Source organism: Stenotrophomonas sp. YJH_SMC_120, from assembly GCF_059368675.1.
The window spans coordinates 158,616-176,588 of sequence record NZ_JCAFRY010000007.1; the positions used below are offsets into that span (position 1 = coordinate 158,616).

General features: G+C 63.3%; 30 protein-coding genes. 1 reads left to right on the forward strand and 29 read right to left on the reverse strand.

Going from position 1 to position 17,973, the window contains the following annotated elements; all coding sequences use genetic code 11:
* Positions 1–191 precede the first annotated feature (191 nt).
* Positions 192–2,318 (forward strand): TonB-dependent receptor, encoded by a 2,127-nt coding sequence (locus tag AC5P60_RS11440; RefSeq protein ID WP_483693530.1) that lies wholly within the window; start codon positions 192–194, stop codon positions 2,316–2,318.
* Positions 2,319–2,439: 121 nt separating this feature from the next.
* On the opposite strand, the gene AC5P60_RS11445 is transcribed toward AC5P60_RS11440, so the two are convergent.
* The 29 genes from AC5P60_RS11445 to AC5P60_RS11585 all read right to left on the reverse strand — a co-directional run.
* Positions 2,440–2,946, reverse strand: coding sequence for a disulfide bond formation protein B (locus AC5P60_RS11445; RefSeq protein WP_005412342.1), 507 nt, complete (start codon positions 2,944–2,946; stop codon positions 2,440–2,442).
* Between the two features lie 241 nt (positions 2,947–3,187).
* Positions 3,188–3,571, reverse strand: coding sequence for a 50S ribosomal protein L17 (gene rplQ, locus AC5P60_RS11450; protein ID WP_005408217.1), 384 nt, complete (start codon positions 3,569–3,571; stop codon positions 3,188–3,190).
* Positions 3,572–3,762: 191 nt separating this feature from the next.
* Complete coding sequence (locus AC5P60_RS11455; RefSeq protein ID WP_005408216.1) at positions 3,763–4,761, reverse strand: DNA-directed RNA polymerase subunit alpha; 999 nt, start codon at positions 4,759–4,761, stop codon at positions 3,763–3,765.
* Positions 4,762–4,816: 55 nt separating this feature from the next.
* Positions 4,817–5,446 carry a 30S ribosomal protein S4 gene (rpsD, locus tag AC5P60_RS11460; protein WP_004145446.1) on the reverse strand — a complete coding sequence of 210 codons (630 nt, stop codon included), beginning with the start codon at positions 5,444–5,446 and terminating at the stop codon, positions 4,817–4,819.
* Between the two features lie 15 nt (positions 5,447–5,461).
* Entirely contained in the window at positions 5,462–5,851 is a 390-nt protein-coding gene (gene rpsK / locus AC5P60_RS11465) for a 30S ribosomal protein S11 (protein WP_004145443.1), read from the reverse strand.
* Between the two features lie 11 nt (positions 5,852–5,862).
* Positions 5,863–6,219: a 30S ribosomal protein S13 gene (rpsM, locus tag AC5P60_RS11470; protein ID WP_004154500.1), complete on the reverse strand. Its 357-nt coding sequence runs from the start codon at positions 6,217–6,219 to the stop codon at positions 5,863–5,865.
* Between the two features lie 347 nt (positions 6,220–6,566).
* Positions 6,567–7,934 (reverse strand): preprotein translocase subunit SecY, encoded by a 1,368-nt coding sequence (gene secY / locus AC5P60_RS11475; protein ID WP_005408215.1) that lies wholly within the window; start codon positions 7,932–7,934, stop codon positions 6,567–6,569.
* 7 nt (positions 7,935–7,941) lie between these two features.
* Positions 7,942–8,385 (reverse strand): 50S ribosomal protein L15, encoded by a 444-nt coding sequence (rplO, locus tag AC5P60_RS11480; RefSeq protein WP_004154498.1) that lies wholly within the window; start codon positions 8,383–8,385, stop codon positions 7,942–7,944.
* Positions 8,386–8,391: 6 nt separating this feature from the next.
* A complete protein-coding gene (gene rpmD, locus AC5P60_RS11485; RefSeq protein WP_005408214.1) occupies positions 8,392–8,583 on the reverse strand; it encodes a 50S ribosomal protein L30 in 192 nt (63 codons plus the stop codon).
* On the reverse strand, positions 8,576–9,118 hold the full coding sequence (gene rpsE, locus AC5P60_RS11490; RefSeq protein WP_004154496.1) for a 30S ribosomal protein S5: 543 nt from the start codon (positions 9,116–9,118) through the stop codon (positions 8,576–8,578). Before rpsE ends, rpmD begins: the two co-directional genes overlap by 8 nt.
* 161 nt (positions 9,119–9,279) lie before the next feature.
* On the reverse strand, positions 9,280–9,639 hold the full coding sequence (rplR, locus tag AC5P60_RS11495; RefSeq protein WP_026346969.1) for a 50S ribosomal protein L18: 360 nt from the start codon (positions 9,637–9,639) through the stop codon (positions 9,280–9,282).
* Positions 9,640–9,719: 80 nt separating this feature from the next.
* The gene (gene rplF, locus AC5P60_RS11500) at positions 9,720–10,244 is read right to left on the reverse strand and encodes a 50S ribosomal protein L6 (RefSeq protein WP_019659576.1); all 525 of its coding nucleotides are present in this window, start codon (positions 10,242–10,244) and stop codon (positions 9,720–9,722) included.
* Between the two features lie 18 nt (positions 10,245–10,262).
* Positions 10,263–10,661 carry a 30S ribosomal protein S8 gene (gene rpsH, locus AC5P60_RS11505; RefSeq protein ID WP_021204581.1) on the reverse strand — a complete coding sequence of 133 codons (399 nt, stop codon included), beginning with the start codon at positions 10,659–10,661 and terminating at the stop codon, positions 10,263–10,265.
* A 258-nt stretch (positions 10,662–10,919) separates the two neighbouring features.
* Complete coding sequence (rpsN, locus tag AC5P60_RS11510; protein ID WP_019659577.1) at positions 10,920–11,225, reverse strand: 30S ribosomal protein S14; 306 nt, start codon at positions 11,223–11,225, stop codon at positions 10,920–10,922.
* Positions 11,226–11,243: 18 nt separating this feature from the next.
* On the reverse strand, positions 11,244–11,786 hold the full coding sequence (gene rplE / locus AC5P60_RS11515) for a 50S ribosomal protein L5 (RefSeq protein WP_005415416.1): 543 nt from the start codon (positions 11,784–11,786) through the stop codon (positions 11,244–11,246).
* Between the two features lie 11 nt (positions 11,787–11,797).
* Positions 11,798–12,115: a 50S ribosomal protein L24 gene (gene rplX / locus AC5P60_RS11520; protein WP_004154490.1), complete on the reverse strand. Its 318-nt coding sequence runs from the start codon at positions 12,113–12,115 to the stop codon at positions 11,798–11,800.
* 16 nt (positions 12,116–12,131) lie between these two features.
* Entirely contained in the window at positions 12,132–12,500 is a 369-nt protein-coding gene (gene rplN, locus AC5P60_RS11525) for a 50S ribosomal protein L14 (RefSeq protein WP_010483978.1), read from the reverse strand.
* 12 nt (positions 12,501–12,512) lie between these two features.
* Positions 12,513–12,782 carry a 30S ribosomal protein S17 gene (gene rpsQ, locus AC5P60_RS11530; RefSeq protein WP_004154489.1) on the reverse strand — a complete coding sequence of 90 codons (270 nt, stop codon included), beginning with the start codon at positions 12,780–12,782 and terminating at the stop codon, positions 12,513–12,515.
* Positions 12,783–12,793: 11 nt separating this feature from the next.
* The gene (gene rpmC, locus AC5P60_RS11535; protein ID WP_004154487.1) at positions 12,794–12,979 is read right to left on the reverse strand and encodes a 50S ribosomal protein L29; all 186 of its coding nucleotides are present in this window, start codon (positions 12,977–12,979) and stop codon (positions 12,794–12,796) included.
* Positions 12,979–13,392 (reverse strand): 50S ribosomal protein L16, encoded by a 414-nt coding sequence (rplP, locus tag AC5P60_RS11540; RefSeq protein ID WP_004154486.1) that lies wholly within the window; start codon positions 13,390–13,392, stop codon positions 12,979–12,981. Before rplP ends, rpmC begins: the two co-directional genes overlap by 1 nt.
* A gap of 5 nt (positions 13,393–13,397) precedes the next feature.
* Positions 13,398–14,132 carry a 30S ribosomal protein S3 gene (gene rpsC / locus AC5P60_RS11545; RefSeq protein WP_005415414.1) on the reverse strand — a complete coding sequence of 245 codons (735 nt, stop codon included), beginning with the start codon at positions 14,130–14,132 and terminating at the stop codon, positions 13,398–13,400.
* Positions 14,133–14,150: 18 nt separating this feature from the next.
* Positions 14,151–14,486, reverse strand: coding sequence for a 50S ribosomal protein L22 (gene rplV, locus AC5P60_RS11550; protein WP_004145348.1), 336 nt, complete (start codon positions 14,484–14,486; stop codon positions 14,151–14,153).
* A gap of 12 nt (positions 14,487–14,498) precedes the next feature.
* Positions 14,499–14,768 (reverse strand): 30S ribosomal protein S19, encoded by a 270-nt coding sequence (gene rpsS, locus AC5P60_RS11555; RefSeq protein ID WP_005415413.1) that lies wholly within the window; start codon positions 14,766–14,768, stop codon positions 14,499–14,501.
* 6 nt (positions 14,769–14,774) lie between these two features.
* Complete coding sequence (rplB, locus tag AC5P60_RS11560; protein WP_004145339.1) at positions 14,775–15,602, reverse strand: 50S ribosomal protein L2; 828 nt, start codon at positions 15,600–15,602, stop codon at positions 14,775–14,777.
* A gap of 10 nt (positions 15,603–15,612) precedes the next feature.
* Positions 15,613–15,912, reverse strand: a complete 300-nt coding sequence (rplW, locus tag AC5P60_RS11565) for a 50S ribosomal protein L23 (protein ID WP_004145338.1) — start codon at positions 15,910–15,912, stop codon at positions 15,613–15,615.
* Positions 15,909–16,514 (reverse strand): 50S ribosomal protein L4, encoded by a 606-nt coding sequence (rplD, locus tag AC5P60_RS11570; RefSeq protein ID WP_019659578.1) that lies wholly within the window; start codon positions 16,512–16,514, stop codon positions 15,909–15,911. The genes rplW and rplD overlap by 4 nt, the downstream gene beginning before the upstream one ends.
* 12 nt (positions 16,515–16,526) lie before the next feature.
* Positions 16,527–17,177, reverse strand: a complete 651-nt coding sequence (gene rplC, locus AC5P60_RS11575; RefSeq protein ID WP_004145336.1) for a 50S ribosomal protein L3 — start codon at positions 17,175–17,177, stop codon at positions 16,527–16,529.
* Positions 17,178–17,188: 11 nt separating this feature from the next.
* Positions 17,189–17,500, reverse strand: a complete 312-nt coding sequence (rpsJ, locus tag AC5P60_RS11580) for a 30S ribosomal protein S10 (RefSeq protein ID WP_005408208.1) — start codon at positions 17,498–17,500, stop codon at positions 17,189–17,191.
* 332 nt (positions 17,501–17,832) lie between these two features.
* The coding region (locus AC5P60_RS11585; protein ID WP_487247787.1) for an EF-Tu C-terminal domain-related protein at positions 17,833–17,973 on the reverse strand (141 nt) is incomplete at its 5' end.

Sequence of the window (17,973 nt, forward strand, 5' to 3'; positions counted from 1 at the left end):
GTCGCAGAGCCGGCCGCTGACGCAAAGGGCCGGTCCGGCCTACCGGCTCGCCTGAACGGCAGAGAAAGGCCGACGCCAGCGGCCAGATCCTGCATGGTCAGCCGCCCGGGACAGGCGCATGATTTGTTACGGAGTAACACTTCAATGTCATGGACCGGCCCCTTCCACATCCAGCCGCCACCTCTCCCACCATGAAGCCCTCGCCCCTCGCTACCGGCATCACCTTCGCCCTGGCTCTGGCCAGCCTGCCCGCCTTCGCCTCGGCAGCCGACGCCCCCGCTTCGTCCGTCAAGGATCTGGATGCGGTCACCGTCCACGCCCAGCTCGACCAGGCCCGCAACACGCTGTCGCCGGACATCGGCAGCAGCCAGTACCAGATCACCGCCGAGGACATCCAGAAGCAGCCGCTGGGTGCCTCCGCGCCACTCAGCCAGGTACTGCTGCAGGCCCCTGGCATGGTCCAGGACTCCTATGGCGGCGTGCATGTGCGTGGCGACCACGCCAACCTGCAGTACCGCATCAACGGCGTGCTGCTGCCCGAATCGATCTCCGGCTTCGGCCAGACCCTGGACGCGCGCACCATCAAGAGCATCCGCCTGATGGACGGCGCACTGCCGGCGCAGTTCGGCGAGCGCACCGCAGCGGTGGTCGACATCACCACCCGCAACGGTGCCGGGCTGGGCAATGGCGGCAGCGCGGGGCTGACCACCGGCTCGTTCGGCAAGATCAATCCGAACGCCTCGTGGTGGGGCAGCCAGGGGCGCTGGAGCTGGTTCCTGACCGGCAATTACGACCAGAACGAGGTCGGCCTGGAGAACCCCACCAACTCACGCAAGCCGCTGCACGACGACACCCACCAGGGCAAGGCCTTCGCCGACCTGACCTACCTGGTCAATGACAACACCCGCCTGAGCGTGTTCGCCGGTTTCGCCAACAACCGCTTCCAGATCCCGGTCAACCCCGGGCAGACCCCACAGTTCGGTTATCTGGACACCACCACCTTCGACTCCAGCCAGCTGGATGAGACCCAGCGCGAGACCACCCGCTTCGGCATGCTGGTGCTGCAGGGCACGCTGGGCGGCACCGCGTACCAGCTATCGGCCGGACAGCGCTACAGCGACGTGGCGTTCAACCCGGACGTGGTGGGCGACCTGGTGTTCAGTGGCGTCGCCTCGCAGGTCCAGCGCAGCAACCGCGCCAACACCCTGCAGGCCGACTTCTCAACGCCGTTGGGCAACGACCACACGCTGCGCTATGGCCTGTACGGCAATTACGAGAACGCGCGGGCCAGCAGCAACAGCTGGGTGTTCCCGGTTGATGACGGCGGCCAGCAGTCCGGCACGACACCGCTGTTGATCCCCGACCGCAGCGCGTTCCACGCCAGTACGCTGGCACTGTACGTACAGGACGAGTGGAAGATCGGCGACGACTGGACCGTGAACTACGGCCTGCGTGGCGACCGCTACAAGGCCTTCGGCCGCACCGAAGGCCAGCTCAGCCCGCGCGTGGGCGTGGTCTGGAATGCCAGCGACAGCACCACCGTGCACGCCGGCTATTCGCGCTACTTCACGCCACCGGCCAGCGAGTTGATTGCCAGCAGCGACATCGCGCTGTACGACGGCACCACCAACCAGCAGCCCAGCGGCGGCAACAACACGCCGCTGGCCGAGCGCAGCGACTACTACGACATCGGCGTCTCGCAGCAACTGGGCGAGCACCTGACCCTGGGCCTGGACGCGTATGACCGACGCGTCGCACGCCTGCAGGACGAAGGCCAGTTCGGCGCCGCCTACATCTACTCGACGTTCAACTATCGCCGTGGCCACATCCGTGGACTGGAGTTCAGTGCCGACTACAGCAACGGCCCGTTCAGCGCCTACTTCAACGCGGCGTACAACAAGGCCATCGGCACCCAGGTGATCACCAGCCAGTACAACCTCGATCCGGACGCGCTGGCCTATGTGGCCGACCACTGGATCTACCTCGACCACGACCAGAAACTGACCTCATCGGGTGGCTTCAGCTACGCCTTTGCCGGACACAACCGGATCGGTGCCAACTACGTGTTCGGCAGCGGCCTGCGTTCGGACATCGAGGGCGTACCCAACGGCGGCGAGCTGCCGTCGTACCTGCAGGTGAACCTCAGCGCCGGGCACGACTTCAATGCCGACAGCGGCCATCCGTTGCACGTCCAACTGGCCGTGATCAACGCACTGGATCGCAGCTACCAGCTGCGCGACGGTGGCGGTGTCGGCGTCTTCGCCCCGCAGTGGGGACCGCGCCGAGGTGCTTACCTGAGCCTGCAGCAGGACTTCTGAGGTAGTGCCGGCCGCTGGCCGGCATCCTCACGGTGTGCCGGCCAGCGGCCGGCACTACCCTTCGTCAACGATTGGGGTCAGAGCCCTTTGCGATGCCAAGGGACCCGACCCCGTTTCGCTTTCAGCGCTTGACCTTGCCCAGCGACACCACGAGCGCCCACAACGCCAGCAGTACGAACCACACGCCCGACCACATCGGCATGGTCAGGCCCAGGAAGGTCCAGTCGATGTTGCCGCAGTTGCCGGTACCGGTCAGTACCGTGCGGAATACTTCCAGCGGTCCCATGGTCTCGCTCAGGAACGCCAGCGGCGGGCCACAGGTGGAGCCCATTTCCGGCGGCAGCATCTGCACGTAGACGTGGCGCGCGGCGATGCCGGCACCCACTGCGGCGGCAATGAACGCCAGCACGCCATAGGTCGCGCGTCCCGGGCGGTTGGAGGGCCCGTGCAGCGCACCGATCAGGAACAGCAGGCCGAGCGCGGCAAAGGCCAGGCGCTGGAAGATGCACAGCGGACACGGCTCCAGGCCCATCTTCAACTGCAGGAAGATCGCGTAGCCAAGCAGGCCCGCGCAGATCAGGAAGCCCAGCAAGAACTGGGCGCGGAAGGGCCAGCGCAGTGGATTCATCGTCAACGCTCAAATGGATCAGGCGCCAAGCGTAACCGAGAGTGCGTGCCATTCGAACCGCCACAGGTGACGCCTGTCGGAACGGTGCGGGTCAGATCCCAGTGCGAATGCAAAGGGCTCTGGCCTGCGGTGCTGCCTGCCCGGGGTCAGGGCCCTTTCCTGCGGAAAGGGATCCGAGCCCTGGAAACGCAAAAGCCCGGCAGAGGCCGGGCTTTCGCTGTGTCGCGTTGGAGCGGTCCGATTACTCGGCCACTTCCTCGGCCACGACCGGACGGTCAACCAGCTCAACGTAGGCCATCGGCGCGTTGTCGCCGGCGCGGAAGCCGCACTTCAGCAGGCGCAGGTAGCCGCCCGGACGGTTCGCGTAGCGCGGGCCCAGGATGGTGAACAGGTTGCCCACGGCTTCGTTGTCGCGCAGGCGGGCGAAGGCCAGACGGCGGTTGGCGACGGAGTCGACCTTGGCCAGGGTGATCAGCGGCTCGGCAACGCGGCGCAGTTCCTTGGCCTTCGGCAGGGTGGTCTTGATCAGCTCGTGCTTGAACAGCGAGGCGGCCATGTTCTTGAACATCGCTTCGCGGTGGGCGCTGGTGCGGCTGAACTTACGGCCAGACTTCTGGTGACGCATGGTGATATTCCTTGGTTAATGATGTGGCTGTGTAGATCGTTGTCGCCATCCTGGCGTTGCTGCGCGGACTGCGGATGGTCCTGGCCGCCCGTCCTGGACGACCTGCCGCGCGAACCTGCGGTTCGTCATGGCATGGTGTGTTGCATTGAAGGCCCCACCGCGAACGGTGGAGCCTTCAGGCATTACCGATATCAGCCCAGCATGCCGTGGCTGGCGACACCGGCCGGCGGCCAGTTCTCCAGCTTCATGCCGAGCGACAGGCCGCGCTGAGCCAGCACTTCCTTGATCTCGGTGAGCGACTTCTTGCCCAGGTTCGGGGTCTTCAGCAGCTCCACTTCGGTCTTCTGGATCAGATCGCCGATGTAGTAGATGCTTTCAGCCTTCAGGCAGTTGGCCGAACGCACGGTCAGCTCCAGATCGTCGATCGGGCGCAGCAGCACCGGATCCACGCCGTTGTTTGCCGGCTTGGCCGCACCGCGGTCGCGGTGGGTGAAGTCACCGAACACCGACAGCTGGTCACTGAGGATGTCGGCGGCGGTGCGCACGGCTTCCTCGGCGTCGATGGTGCCGTTGGTCTCGATATCGATGACCAGCTTGTCCAGGTCGGTACGCTGTTCGACGCGGGCCGCTTCCACGGCATAGGCGACGCGGCGGACCGGCGAGAACGAGGCATCCAGGACCAGGCGGCCGATGGCACGGGTTTCTTCGTCCGGACGACGACGCGCGGCAGCCGGCTGGTAGCCGAAACCACGTTCGATCTTCAGACGCATGTTGATTGCCGTGTCCTTGGTCAGGTGGCAGATCACATGGTCGCCGTTCAGGATCTCCACATTGTGGTCGACCTTGATGTCGGCAGCGGTGACAACGCCCGGGCCCTGCTTGGACAGGGACAGGGTGGCGCTGTCGCCGGAGTGCATACGGATGGCCACGTCCTTGAGGTTCAGCAGGACTTCGAGCACGTCCTCCTGCAGACCTTCGACCGTGGTGTACTCATGCAACACGCCGTCGATTTCGACTTCCGTGATGGCGAAGCCCGGGATGGACGACAGCAGCACGCGACGCAGGGCATTACCCAGCGTATGCCCGTAACCCCGCTCCAAAGGTTCGATAACGACCTTTGCACGGGTGTCGGTAAGGCGTTCGATCTGCGGACCGCGAGGACGCAGAACCTGGTTGGCGGTAACCGTCATGTTGCGGGTTCTCCTAGTGAACCCCCGGCCGTCGCCGGGGGCTCTCCAATGTGAATTACTTCGAATACAGCTCGACGATCAGCGCTTCGTTGATGTCCGCAGGCAGATCCGAACGATCCGGAACAGCCTTGAAGATGCCGGTGAACTTGCCGGAATCCACTTCAACCCACGACGGGCTCAGGTCATGCTGGGCGGCGACGGTCAGGGCTTCCTGGACGCGCAGCTGCTTGGCAGCCTTTTCAGACAGAGCGATGGCGTCGCCAGCCTTGACCTGGTACGAAGCCAGGTTGACCGACTTGCCATTCACGGTGACGCCGCGGTGCGACACCAGCTGACGGGCAGCCGGACGGGTCACGGCGAAGCCCATGCGGTAGACGACGTTGTCCAGGCGGGTTTCCAGCAGCTGCAGCAGGTTCTCGCCGGTGTTGCCCTTCTTGGTCGAGGCCTTCTTGTAGTAGTTGCGGAACTGACGCTCCAGCAGGCCGTAGATACGCTTGACCTTCTGCTTTTCACGCAGCTGGGTGGCGTAGTCGGACAGCTTGCCCTTGCGGGCAGTGGCGCCGTGCTGGCCGGGCTTCTGCTCCAGCTTGCACTTCGAGTCCAGCGCACGCGCCGGGCTCTTCAGGGACAGGTCGGCGCCTTCGCGGCGGGCGAGCTTACAGGTAGGACCGATATAACGAGCCATTTCTTATCGCTCCCTTTAGACGCGACGCTTCTTCGGCGGACGGCACCCGTTGTGCGGGATAGGCGTCACGTCGATGATGTTGGTGATCTTGTAGCCGACGTTGTTCAACGAACGCACGGCCGACTCACGGCCCGGACCCGGGCCCTTGATGCGAACTTCCAGCGACTTCACGCCGTAGTCCAGAGCAGCACGACCGGCCTTTTCAGCGGCCACCTGGGCAGCGAACGGGGTCGACTTGCGCGAACCGCGGAAGCCAGCGCCACCGGAGGTCGCCCACGACAGAGCGTTGCCCTGGCGGTCGGTGATGGTGACGATGGTGTTGTTGAACGAAGCGTGGACGTGGGCAACGCCGTCGGTGACGACGCGCTTGATCTTCTTCTTGGTCTTAGCAGCGGGCTTAGCCATTTCTCAGTCCCTTACTTCTTGATCGCCTTGCGCGGACCCTTGCGGGTGCGGGCGTTGGTACGGGTGCGCTGGCCACGCAGCGGGAGGCCACGACGGTGACGCAGGCCGCGGTAGCAGCCCAGGTCCATCAGGCGCTTGATCGCGATGCCGATCTCACGGCGCAGATCGCCTTCCACGATGTACTTGCCGACTTCGGCGCGCAGGCGCTCGATTTCCGGCTCCGACAGATCGCGGATCTTGGTGGTCGAAGCAACGCCTGCGACTTCGCAGACCTTCTTCGAACGGGTACGGCCGATGCCGTAAATGCTTTGCAACCCGACCCAGACATGCTTCTGGGCTGGCAGGTTGACGCCTGCAATACGCGCCATGACGCGGTTCTCCAGCTGAGTGATGGCCGACAGCGCGCCTCGGGCACGCCAATCCGGCGGGATGGATCAAAAAAGTGAACTAGCGATACTAACAAGGTTCCGGTTTACATGGAAGCCCGTGAAACCATTGGTTTCATGAACCCGGCCTGGGGAGTGTGCCCAGGCTCCGGCGCCGGATGGGGTTGGACCTGGGGTTCCCCCCGGGGCCGCCCGCGCTACTCCAGCGCGGGACCACCTCATCACACCCCCACCCGGAACCGCTGCGGGGGCCGCCCTTCGTTTGTGTGGCCGGAGTCCGCGAAGCGGAGGGACCATCACGTCAGGAAGACGAAAGTATAACAGGCCAATCAGCCGCGGGCAAAACCGCCGCGGTTGCCGCCCTTCAGGTTGGCCTTCTTCAGCAGGCTCTCGTACTGGTGGGACATCAGGTGCGCCTGCACCTGGGCGATGAAGTCCATCACCACCACCACCACGATCAGCAGCGAAGTACCACCGAAGTAGAACGAGGCGTTCAGCTGCGTGCGCATCAGTTCCGGCAGCAGGCAGACGATCACCAGGTAGGCCGAGCCGGCTGCGGTCAGGCGGGTCAGCACGCCGTCGATGTAATCGGCGGTGGCCTTGCCCGGGCGGATGCCCGGAATCAGCGCGCCCGACTTCTTCAGGTTGTCGGCGGTTTCCTGCGAGTTGAACACCAGCGCGGTATAGAAGAACGCGAAACCGGTGATCAGCGCAGCGAACACGATCATGTGCAGCGGCTCGCCCGGGCCGAGGGCATTGGCGACCTTCTGCAGGACCTGGCCGAAGCTGCTCTGATTGGCAGCCTGGCCGGACCACATGGCCAGGGTGGCCGGGAACGCCAGCAGGCTCGAGGCGAAGATCGCCGGGATGACGCCGGCCATGTTGAGCTTCAGCGGCAGGAACGAGGTCTGGTTCATGTACGCGTTGCGACCGCCCTGGCGGCGCGCGTAGTTGACCGTGATCCGGCGCTGGCCACGTTCGACGAACACCACGAAGAAGGTGAAGGCGAGCACGACGATGGCGATCAGCAGCAGCTGGATGAACTGGATGTTGCCGTCGCGGTAGGCGTCGAAGGTGTGGATGATCGCACCCGGCAGGCCTGCGACGATACCGGCGAAGATGATCAGCGACACACCGTTGCCGATGCCGCGTTCGGTGACCTGCTCACCGACCCACATCAGGAACATGGTGCCGGCGGTCAGCGCGACCACGGCGGTGAGCACGAAGCCCATGCCCGGCGCGTACACGACCGGAGCGCCCGACGGCGAGACCTGGCCCTGCAGGGCCAGCGCGATCGAGCCGCCCTGCACCACTGCCAGCAGCACGGCGCCGATGCGCGAATACTGGGTGATCTTGCGGCGGCCGGACTCACCTTCCTTCTGCATCGCCTTCAGGGCGGGGAAGATGTGCACGGCCAGCTGCATCACGATCGATGCCGAGATGTACGGCATCACGTTCAGCGCGAAGATGCTGAAACGGTGCAGGGCGCCGCCCGAGAACATGTTGAACATGTCCACGATGCCGCCGCCCTGCTGTTGCATCATGGCAAGCATGGCATCGGGATTGACGCCCGGCACCGGCACGTAGCAGCCGATGCGATAGACGATCAAAGCCCCGACGACGAACAGCAAACGTTGGCGAAGTTCAGTGAACTTGCCCATTCCGCCCGCGAGGTTACCGATGCCAGCTTGCGCCATGATTTTCTTACTCCGTTACGCTGCCGCCGGCAGCTTCGATCGCGGCCTTGGCACCCGCCGTGGCAGCAATACCCTTCAGGGTGAACGCCTTGGTCACTTCGCCCTTGACGACGACCTTGGCCTTCTTGGCAGTGCTCGGGACCAGCTTGGCAGCACGCAGGGCGGCGAAGTCGATCTCACCGGCCGGCAGCTTGTCCAGCGCGTACAGCAGCACTTCAGCGGTGTCCTTGGCGATCGGCGAACGGAAGCCGATCTTCGGCAGACGACGCTGCATGGGGGTCTGGCCGCCTTCGAAGCCAGCCTTGATCTTGCCGCCACCCTTGCGGGCGAACGAACCCTTGTGGCCGCGGCCGGCAGTCTTGCCCAGGCCCGAGCCGATACCGCGACCGACGCGGGTACGCTCGGTGCGGGCGCCCGGTGCCGGGCTCAGTTCATTGAGACGCAGAGTCATGGTCGATTACTCCTCAACCTGGACGAGGTACTGAACCTTGTTGATCAGGCCGCGCACCTGCGGGCTGTCCTTCAGTTCACGCACATCGTTGAGCTTGTTCAGGCCCAGCGCACGCACCGACAGGCGGTGACGCGACTGGGTACCACGCAGGCCACGCACCAGGCGGACCTTGACAGTCTTGTTGGACTCATTAGCCATGGTTGAGTTCCTCCACCTTCTTGCCGCGCTTGGCCGCGATGCGAGCCGGCGACTGTGCAGCAGCCAGGCCCTTCACGGTGGCACGCACCAGGTTGATCGGGTTGCGCGAACCGGTGGCCTTGGCCAGCACGTTCTTCACGCCAACGGCTTCCAGCACGGCGCGCATGGCACCGCCGGCGATCACGCCGGTACCTTCCGAAGCCGGCTGCATGAACACGCGGGCTGCGCCGTGACCATCCTTGATGGTGTGCCACAGGGTGCCGTTGTTCAGGTCAACGCTGACCAGGTTCTTGCGGGCCTGTTCCATCGACTTCTGGATGGCAACCGGCACTTCGCGGGCCTTGCCATAGCCGAAACCGACCTTGCCTTCGCCGTCGCCGACGACGGTCAGGGCGGTGAAGGTGAACTGGCGGCCACCCTTGACGGTCTTGCTGACGCGGTTGACCGCGACCAGCTTTTCGATCATGCCGTCGTCGATCTTCTCTTCGCGGTTACGGTCGCGATCGCGACCCCGCTGCTGACGCTCTTCTGCCATGTTGATTCCTTGGTTGTTTGGGTATGTACGGCTCGAAGCCGCTTATGGTTGTGGCGTGACGCGGCGTTCCGGTGGGCCGCTGCAGAAGAGCGGCGCCGTCCAGCCTCACTCAGGCTGGCGAGCAGGTGGGCAGGAGGCCAATGGCCCCCTGCCCTTGTCCCTTAGAACTGCAGGCCGGCTTCGCGGGCGGCTTCTGCCAGGGCCTTGATGCGGCCGTGGTAGCGGTAGCCCGAACGATCGAAGGCAACCTTCTCGATGCCGGCGGCCTTGGCGCGCTCGGCAACGATGCGGCCAACCTTGGCAGCAGCATCGGCGTTCTTGCCGTTCTTCAGGCCTTCGATGACGTCGGCCTGGGTGGTGTTGGCAGCAGCCAGCACCTTGGAGCCGTCGGCGGTGAAGACCTGGGCGTACAGGTGCTGGCCGGTGCGCAGCACCGACAGGCGGGCGACGCCGAGCTCACGGATGTGGGCACGGGTCGACTTGGCGCGACGCAGGCGGGCGATGTTCTTGTTCATTTTGATTATTCCTTGAAAGCTGAAGGAAGAGCTTTTCCCTGAGAAGTCCGCACAGGGATGTGCGGGCTCTTGCGAGGGACTCGCGCTTATGCCTTCTTGGCTTCCTTACGGATGATGACTTCGTCGGAGTACTTCACGCCCTTGCCCTTGTACGGTTCCGGCTTGCGGAACGCACGGATCTTGGCGGCAACTTCACCGACGACCTGCTTGTCAGCGCCCTGGACCAGGATCTCGGTCTGGGTCGGGGTCGACAGCGTGATGCCTTCCGGCGCCACGAACACGACCGGGTGCGAGAAGCCCAGCGACAGGTTCAGGTCCTTGCCCTGCATGGCAGCGCGGTAACCCACGCCCACCAGCTCCAGCTTGCGCTCGAAGCCTTCGGACACGCCCTTGACCATGTTGGACAGGATCGCACGCACGGTACCGGTCAGTGCGACCAGGTCGGCGCTTTCGGTGCTCAGGGTGGCAACGCCGTTGTCGACGTTGATGGCAATACCGGCCGGCTTGGCCAGCGACAGGGTGCCCTTCGGGCCCTTGGCGGTGACGCTGTCCGACTGGACGTTCAGTTCAACCTTACCCAGGGTAATCGGCTTCTTGGCTACGCGGGACATAGTTCTACTCCTTTCGCCTTAGGCCACGAAGCACAGGACTTCGCCGCCGACGCCCAGCTGGCGCGCCTGCGCATCAGTCATGATGCCCTTGGAGGTGGAAATGATGGAGATACCCAGGCCGTTCATGACCTTCGGCAGCTCGCTCTTGCCGCGGTACTGGCGCAGGCCCGAACGCGAGAAGCGCTTCAGGGTCGCGATGACCGGCTTGCCTTCGAAATACTTCAGCACGATTTCCAGCTCGGACTTGTTGTTTTCCAGCTGGGTCACGCGCAGGTCGGCGATGTAACCCTCGTCCTTCAGGACCTGGGCGATCGCAACCTTGATCTTGGACGACGGGGCTTTCACCGTCTGCTTGCCCACCGCGGCCGCATTCTTGATGCGGACCAGCAGGTCGGCGATGGGATCAGTCATGCTCATATGAGTACCTTTGAGTGCACCGATATCCGCTTTCGCGAAAATCTGTTGTCTCCTGGAAACGGGCCAGGTCCCTTGATGCAGCGGGCCGGAAGCCCACTCCTACGACCCCGTTTGCGCAGGGCAAGACGCGGGAGTATACGCCAAAAGAGCCCGGCTTGCGCCGGGCTCCTCGGTTTTTTTGCGTCGGGAAAGCTGAATGCCTCCCCTGCCCGGTTCAGGAACCCCCGAAGGGGCTCCTGATCGCAGGGCCGGCTGGGGTTACCAGCTGGCCTTGCGCAGACCCGGCACGTCGCCACGCATGGTGGCTTCACGCAGCTTGTTACGGCCCAGGCCGAACTTGCTGTAGACGCCACGCGGACGACCCGACAGCTCGCAACGATTACGCTGGCGGCTCGGCGACGAATCGCGCGGCAGCTTGGCCAGCTTGGTTGCGGCCTCGATCTTCTCTTCGTAGGTCGCGTCCACGGAGGACACGATCTTCTTCAGAGCCGCACGCTTTTCAGCGTACTTCTTGGCCAGCTTTTCCCGCTTGATGTCGCGGTTGACCATGGAGGTCTTTGCCATTTCGGTTTCCTCGACAGATCAGTTACGGAACGGGAACTTGAACGCTGCCAGCAGCGCCTTCGCTTCCGCGTCGGTCTTCGCAGTGGTGGTGATGGCGATATCCATGCCGCGGATCGCGTCGACGGCGTCGAAGTCGATTTCCGGGAAGATGATCTGCTCCTTCACACCCATGTTGAAGTTGCCGCGGCCGTCGAAGGAACGGCCGGAAACACCACGGAAGTCGCGCACGCGCGGCAGCGAGATGTTGATCAGGCGGTCCAGGAACTCGTACATCTTGTGGCGACGCAGCGTGGTCTTGCAGCCGATCGGCCAACCATCACGGATCTTGAACGACGCGACCGAGATACGCGACTTGGTGACAACCGGCTTCTGGCCGGAAATCTTGGTCATGTCCGCGACGGCGTTTTCCAGGATCTTCTTGTTGGTGGCAGCCTCGCCGACACCCATGTTCAGGGTGACCTTGACGAGCTTCGGTACTTCCATCGGATTGGTGTAGCCGAACTGCTTCATCAGCGCCGGCACCACTTCTTCCTTGTAGATCTTTTCGAGACGGGAAGTCATCTTCACATTCCTCAGGCGTCGAGCGCCTCACCGCTGGAGCGGAACACACGCAGTTTGCGTCCATCCTCCAGCACCTTGAAGCCAACGCGTTCGCCCTTGCCCGAAGCCGGGTTCAGCACGTTCACGTTGGAGATATGGATCGAAGCTTCGCGCTCGACCACGCCGCCGGCAACACCTGCCTGCGGGTTCGGCTTGGTGTGGCGCTTGACGATGTTCACGTTGGCGACGACCACACGGTCGCCGTCGACGCGGACGACTTCGCCCTGCTTGCCCTTGTCCTTGCCAGCGTTGACGACAACCTGGTCGCCCTTCTTGATACGGTTAGCCATGATTATCTCCTGTCGCTCACAGCACTTCGGGAGCGAGCGAGACGATCTTCATGAACTTCTCCGAACGAAGTTCACGGGTCACCGGCCCGAAGATACGGGTACCGATCGGCTCCTGCTTGTTGTTCAGCAGGACGGCCGCGTTGCCGTCGAAGCGGATCAGCGAACCGTCGGCGCGACGCACACCCTTGCGGGTACGCACCACGACGGCGTCATACACTTCACCCTTCTTGACCTTGCCGCGCGGAATCGCATCCTTCACGGTGACCTTGATGATGTCGCCGATGCCGGCGTAACGGCGCTTGGAACCACCCAGCACCTTGAAGCACATCACCTGCTTGGCACCCGAATTGTCCGCGACGTCAAGGTAGCTCTGCATCTGGATCATGATTCAGACTCCTTATTCAGCCGCACGCGTGATGACTTCCACCACGCGCCAGTTCTTGGTCTTGGACATCGGAGCAATCTCGGTCACGCGGACGACATCGCCTTCCTTGCAGGCGTTGTCGGCATCGTGGGCGTGCAGCTTGGTCGAGCGCTTGATGTACTTGCCGTACAGCGCGTGCTTGACCTGACGCTCAACCAGGACGGTAACCGTCTTGTCCATCTTGTTGCTGACGACACGGCCTTCGACCGTGCGCAGCGTCTTCTTTTCAGTATTGTCGCTCATAGCGGCCATCCTTACTTCGTGCTGCCGAGCAGGGTCTTGACGCGAGCAATCTCGCGACGGACCCGGCGAATGTCGTGGGTCTTCGGCAGCTGGCCGGTGACCTGCTGCATACGGACAGAGAACTGTTCCTTACGCAGGTCGATCAGGTGGGCCTTGAGTTCGTCAGCCGACTTTTCACGGAGAGTTTTGATATCCATCAGCGCACCGTACGGGTCACGAAAGTGGTGGTGACCGAGAGCTTGGCGGCGGCCAGGCGGAACGCCTCGCGAGCCACTTCCTCGGAAACACCCTCGATTTCATAGATCATGCGGCCGGGCTGGATCTGGGCCACCCAGTATTCCACGTTACCCTTACCCGAACCCATTCGGACTTCGATGGGCTTCTTGGTGATGGGCTTGTCGGGGAACACGCGGATCCACATCTTGCCGCCGCGCTTGACGTAGCGGCTGATCGAGCGGCGGGCCGCTTCGATCTGGCGCGCGGTCAGCTGACCGTGTGCGGTTGCCTTCAGGCCGTATTCGCCGAAGCTGACAGCGTTGGCGCTCCAGCTCAGGCCATCGTTACGGCCCTTGTGTACCTTGCGGTACTTGGTTCGCTTGGGTTGCAACATTGTCGTTACCTCGCTTCACGGGCCGGGCGCTGACGGTCACCACGGTCGCCGCGATCGTGACGATCGTTGCGCGACGGGGTGTCGTCCTGCTTTTCCTGGCCAACCTGGGAGAAATCGAAGACCTCGCCCTTGTAGATCCAGACCTTGATGCCGATGATGCCGTAGGTCGTCTTGGCTTCAGCGAAGCCATAGTCGATGTCGGCACGCAGGGTGTGCAGCGGCACGCGGCCTTCGCGGTACCACTCCGAACGGGCGATTTCTGCACCGTTGAGGCGGCCACCGACGTTGACCTTGATGCCCAGGGCACCCAGGCGCATCGCGTTGCCGACCGAGCGCTTCATTGCACGGCGGAACATGATGCGACGCTCCAGCTGCTGGGCGATCGACTCGGCAACGAGCTGCGCGTCCAGTTCCGGCTTGCGCACTTCGGTGACGTTGATGTGCGCCGGGACGCCCATCATCTCGCTCACTTCCTTGCGCAGCTTCTCGATGTCCTCACCGCGCTTGCCGATCACCACGCCCGGACGGGCGGTGTGGATCGTCACGCGAGCGGTCTTGGCCGGACGCTCGATCAGGATCTTGCTGATGCCGGCCTGGGCCAGCTTCTTGCGCAGCATGTCGCGCACTTTCAGGTCGGCTGCCAGGTAACCGGCGAACTCGGCCTTGTTGGCGTACCACTTGGAGTTCCAGTCCTTGGAAATGCCGAGGCGGATACCAATCGGATGAACTTTATGACCCATGGTCTTTTCCTTATCCGCTTACTTGGCGGCGCCCACAACCACAGTGATGTGGCTGGTGCGCTTGAGGATGCGGGTACCGCGGCCTTTCGCCCGCGCCATGAAACGCTTCAGGGTCGGACCTTCATCAACCATGATGGTCTGAACCTTCAGCTCGTCGACGTCGGCGCCCTGGTTGTTCTCGGCATTGGCAATAGCCGACTCCACCACCTTCTTGATCAGGTGGGCAGCCTTCTTGTCCGAGAACTTCAGCAGGTTGACCGCACGTTCGGCCGGCAGACCGCGCACCTGGTCAGCGACCAGACGAGCCTTCTGCGGGGAGATGCGCGCAGTGCGCAGGATGGCTTTCGCTTCCATTGTCATCTCTCCTTACTTGCCCGACTTCTTGTCACCACCGTGACCCTTGAAGGTCCGGGTGATGGCAAATTCGCCGAGCTTGTGGCCGACCATGTTCTCGTTGACGAGAACCGGGATGTGGTTCTTGCCGTTATGCACGGCAATGGTGATGCCTACCATGTCAGGCAGGATCATCGAACGGCGCGACCAGGTCTTGATCGGCTTCTTGCTGCCCGCAGCGGCCTCCACCTTCTTGACGAGGTGGTGATCGACGAACGGGCCCTTCTTGAGTGAACGTGCCATGGTCGATTAGCCCCTACGATCGCGGACGATGAACTGCTGAGTGCGCTTGTTATGGCGCGTCTTGTAACCCTTGGTCGGGACACCCCACGGGGTGACCGGATGCGGGTTACCCTGGCCGGCCTTCGCCTCACCACCACCGTGCGGGTGGTCAACCGGGTTCATGGCAGCACCACGAACGGTCGGGCGGACGCCGCGCCAACGCTTGGCACCGGCCTTGCCCAGCTTTTCCAGGCTGTGCTCGTCGTTGCCGACTTCACCGATGGTGGCGCAGCACTCGACCGGAACCTTACGCATTTCACCCGAGCGCAGGCGCAGGGTGGCGTAGATGCCTTCGCGAGCCACCAGCTGCACGGCCGCACCAGCGGCGCGAGCGATCTGAGCGCCCTTGCCCGGCTTCAGTTCGATGCAGTGGATGGTGGTGCCGACCGGGATGTTGCGCAGCGGCAGGGTGTTGCCGGCCTTGATCGGGGCATCCGAACCAGCGATCACCTGATCACCGGCCTTCAGGCCCTTCGGGGCGATGATGTAGCGACGCTCACCGTCGACGTAGCACAGCAGGGCGATGTGGGCGGTGCGGTTCGGATCGTATTCGATGCGTTCCACGCGCGCCGGGATGCCCAGCTTGTTGCGCTTGAAGTCGATGATGCGGTAGTGCTGCTTGGCACCACCACCGACGTGACGCACGGTGATGCGGCCATGGTGGTTACGACCACCCGAGCGGCTCTGCGACTCGACCAGGGCAGCGTGCGGAGCACCCTTGTGCAGGTCGGGAGTGACCACGCGCACGGCCGAACGGCGGCCGGGGGAAGTGGGCTTGAATTTCATCAATGGCATGGGATGTACCTCAGGCCTTGGCCGTTACATCGATCGACTGGCCATCGGCCAGGCGAACGTACGCCTTGCGCCAATCGCCGCGGCGGCCAGCACGGTTACGGAAGGACTTGTTCTTGCCCTTGACGTTGACCACGTTGACAGCTTCGACCTTGACGTCGAACAGCTGCTCAACCGCGGCCTTTACATCGGCCTTGGTGGCTTCGTTCGAAACTTCGAAGACATACTGGTTGGAGAGTTCCTGCAGGCGCGCGGTCTTTTCGGAGACACGCGGGGCACGCAGCACGCTGAAGATTTTTTCGTTGCTGTTCATGCCAGCCACTCCTCGACCTTCTTGACCGCGTCAGCGGTGATGACGACCGTGTCGGCACCCACCAGCGAGACCGGATCCAGGCCCTGGACGTCACGCACCTGCACGTACGGCAGATTGCGGGCGGACAGGTACAGGTGCTCGGACGCTTCTTCGGTGACGATCAGCGGGCGCTTGCCCACCTCCAGGCCGGCCAGCTTGGCGACCAGACCCTTCGTGTTGGTCACTTCGACGTCGAAGGACTCCACGATGGTCAGACGGCCCTGACGGTTCAGCTCGGACAGGATCGCGCACATGGCGGCACGGTACTGCTTACGATTGACCTTCTGCTCGAAGCTGCGCGGCTTGGCCGCGAAGGTGACACCGCCGCCGACGAAGATCGGCGCCGTCAGTGCGCCATGACGCGCCCCGCCGCCCTTCTGCTTCTTCGACTTCTTGGTGGTACCAGCCACTTCGGAGCGAGTCTTCTGTGCCTTGGTGCCGGCGCGACCGGCGTTGCGGTAAGCAACGACGACCTGGTGGACCAGATCTTCGCTGAAATCGCGACCGAACACGGCTTCGGAGACCGAGACCTTGTTGTTGCTACCCGTGATAACGAGTTCCATCGTCATCTCTCCTTATGCCTTGCTCGCCGGACGGACGATCACATCGCCACCCGCCGCGCCCGGAACGGCGCCGCGAACGGCGATCAGACCGCGCTCGACGTCGACCTTGACCACTTCCAGGTTCTGGGTGCTCTGCTGCACCGCGCCCATGTGGCCCGACATCTTCTTGCCCGGGAAAACGCGACCCGGGGTCTGGCGCTGACCCAGCGAACCCGGCGCGCGATGCGACAGCGAGTTACCGTGGGTTGCATCGCCCATACGGAAGTTGTGGCGCTTGATGGTGCCCTGGAAGCCCTTACCCTTGGTGACACCCTGGACGTCGACGATCTGGCCGACTTCGAAGATGTCCGCCTTGACTTCGCCGCCAACGGCGAAATCGCCGAGCTGCGCGTCTTCAACGCGGAATTCCCACAGGCCACGACCCGCTTCCACCTTCGCCTTGGCGAAGTGGCCGGCTTCCGGCTTGTTGACCAGGGCAGCGCGACGCGCGCCGACGGTCACCTGCACGGCGCTGTAGCCGTCGGTTTCGACGGTCTTGATCTGCGCGATGCGGTTCGGGGTTGCTTCGATCAGGGTCACCGGGATGGAGCGGCCATCTTCAGTGAACACGCGGCTCATGCCAGCCTTGCGGCCCACGAAGCCCAACGAATACTTCTTCGTCATGGTCGTAGTCCTCAGGTCAGCTTGATCTGAACGTCGACGCCGGCAGCCAGTTCGAGCTTCATCAGCGCGTCCACGGTCTTGTCATTCGGGTCAACGATATCGAGCACGCGCTTGTGCGTGCGGGTCTCGTACTGGTCACGCGCGTCCTTGTCGACGTGCGGGGAGACGAGAACGGTGTAGCGCTCGATCTTGGTCGGCAGCGGGATCGGGCCACGCACTTGCGCGCCGGTCCGCTTTGCCGTTTCAACGATCTCGCTGGCCGAACGGTCGATCAGACGATGATCGAACGCTTTCAGCCGGATCCGGATCTTTTGGTCCGCCATGGCGGTAGGTTCCTTCGTTAAAAGAGCGACAGACAAAGCCTCTGGGTTGCTTTGCCCCATGAAATTCCTGAATACGGACGGCCCACACTCCTGCAGGCCGACAAGGTCACTCCATAGACCTCAAAAACGTAGGCAGACCAGTTTCCCGGCCTGCCCAGACGTAGAAGCATAATGACACGCAAGGCAGCTGTCAACAGTCGCCTGTTGACGCCGCCTGAATGGCATTGACCCTTCCTGGTCCGGGGAACACAAGGCACATCCTGTGCCTGCTTTCCCATTTGATACGCCCCGATGCCCTACCCAGGCAACATCGGGGCGCAGATACTACCAGATTACTCGATGATCTTCGAGACCACGCCGGCGCCGACGGTGCGGCCGCCTTCGCGGATGGCGAAGCGCAGGCCTTCGTCCATCGCCACCGGGTTGATCAGGGTGACGACCATCTTGACGTTGTCACCCGGCATCACCATTTC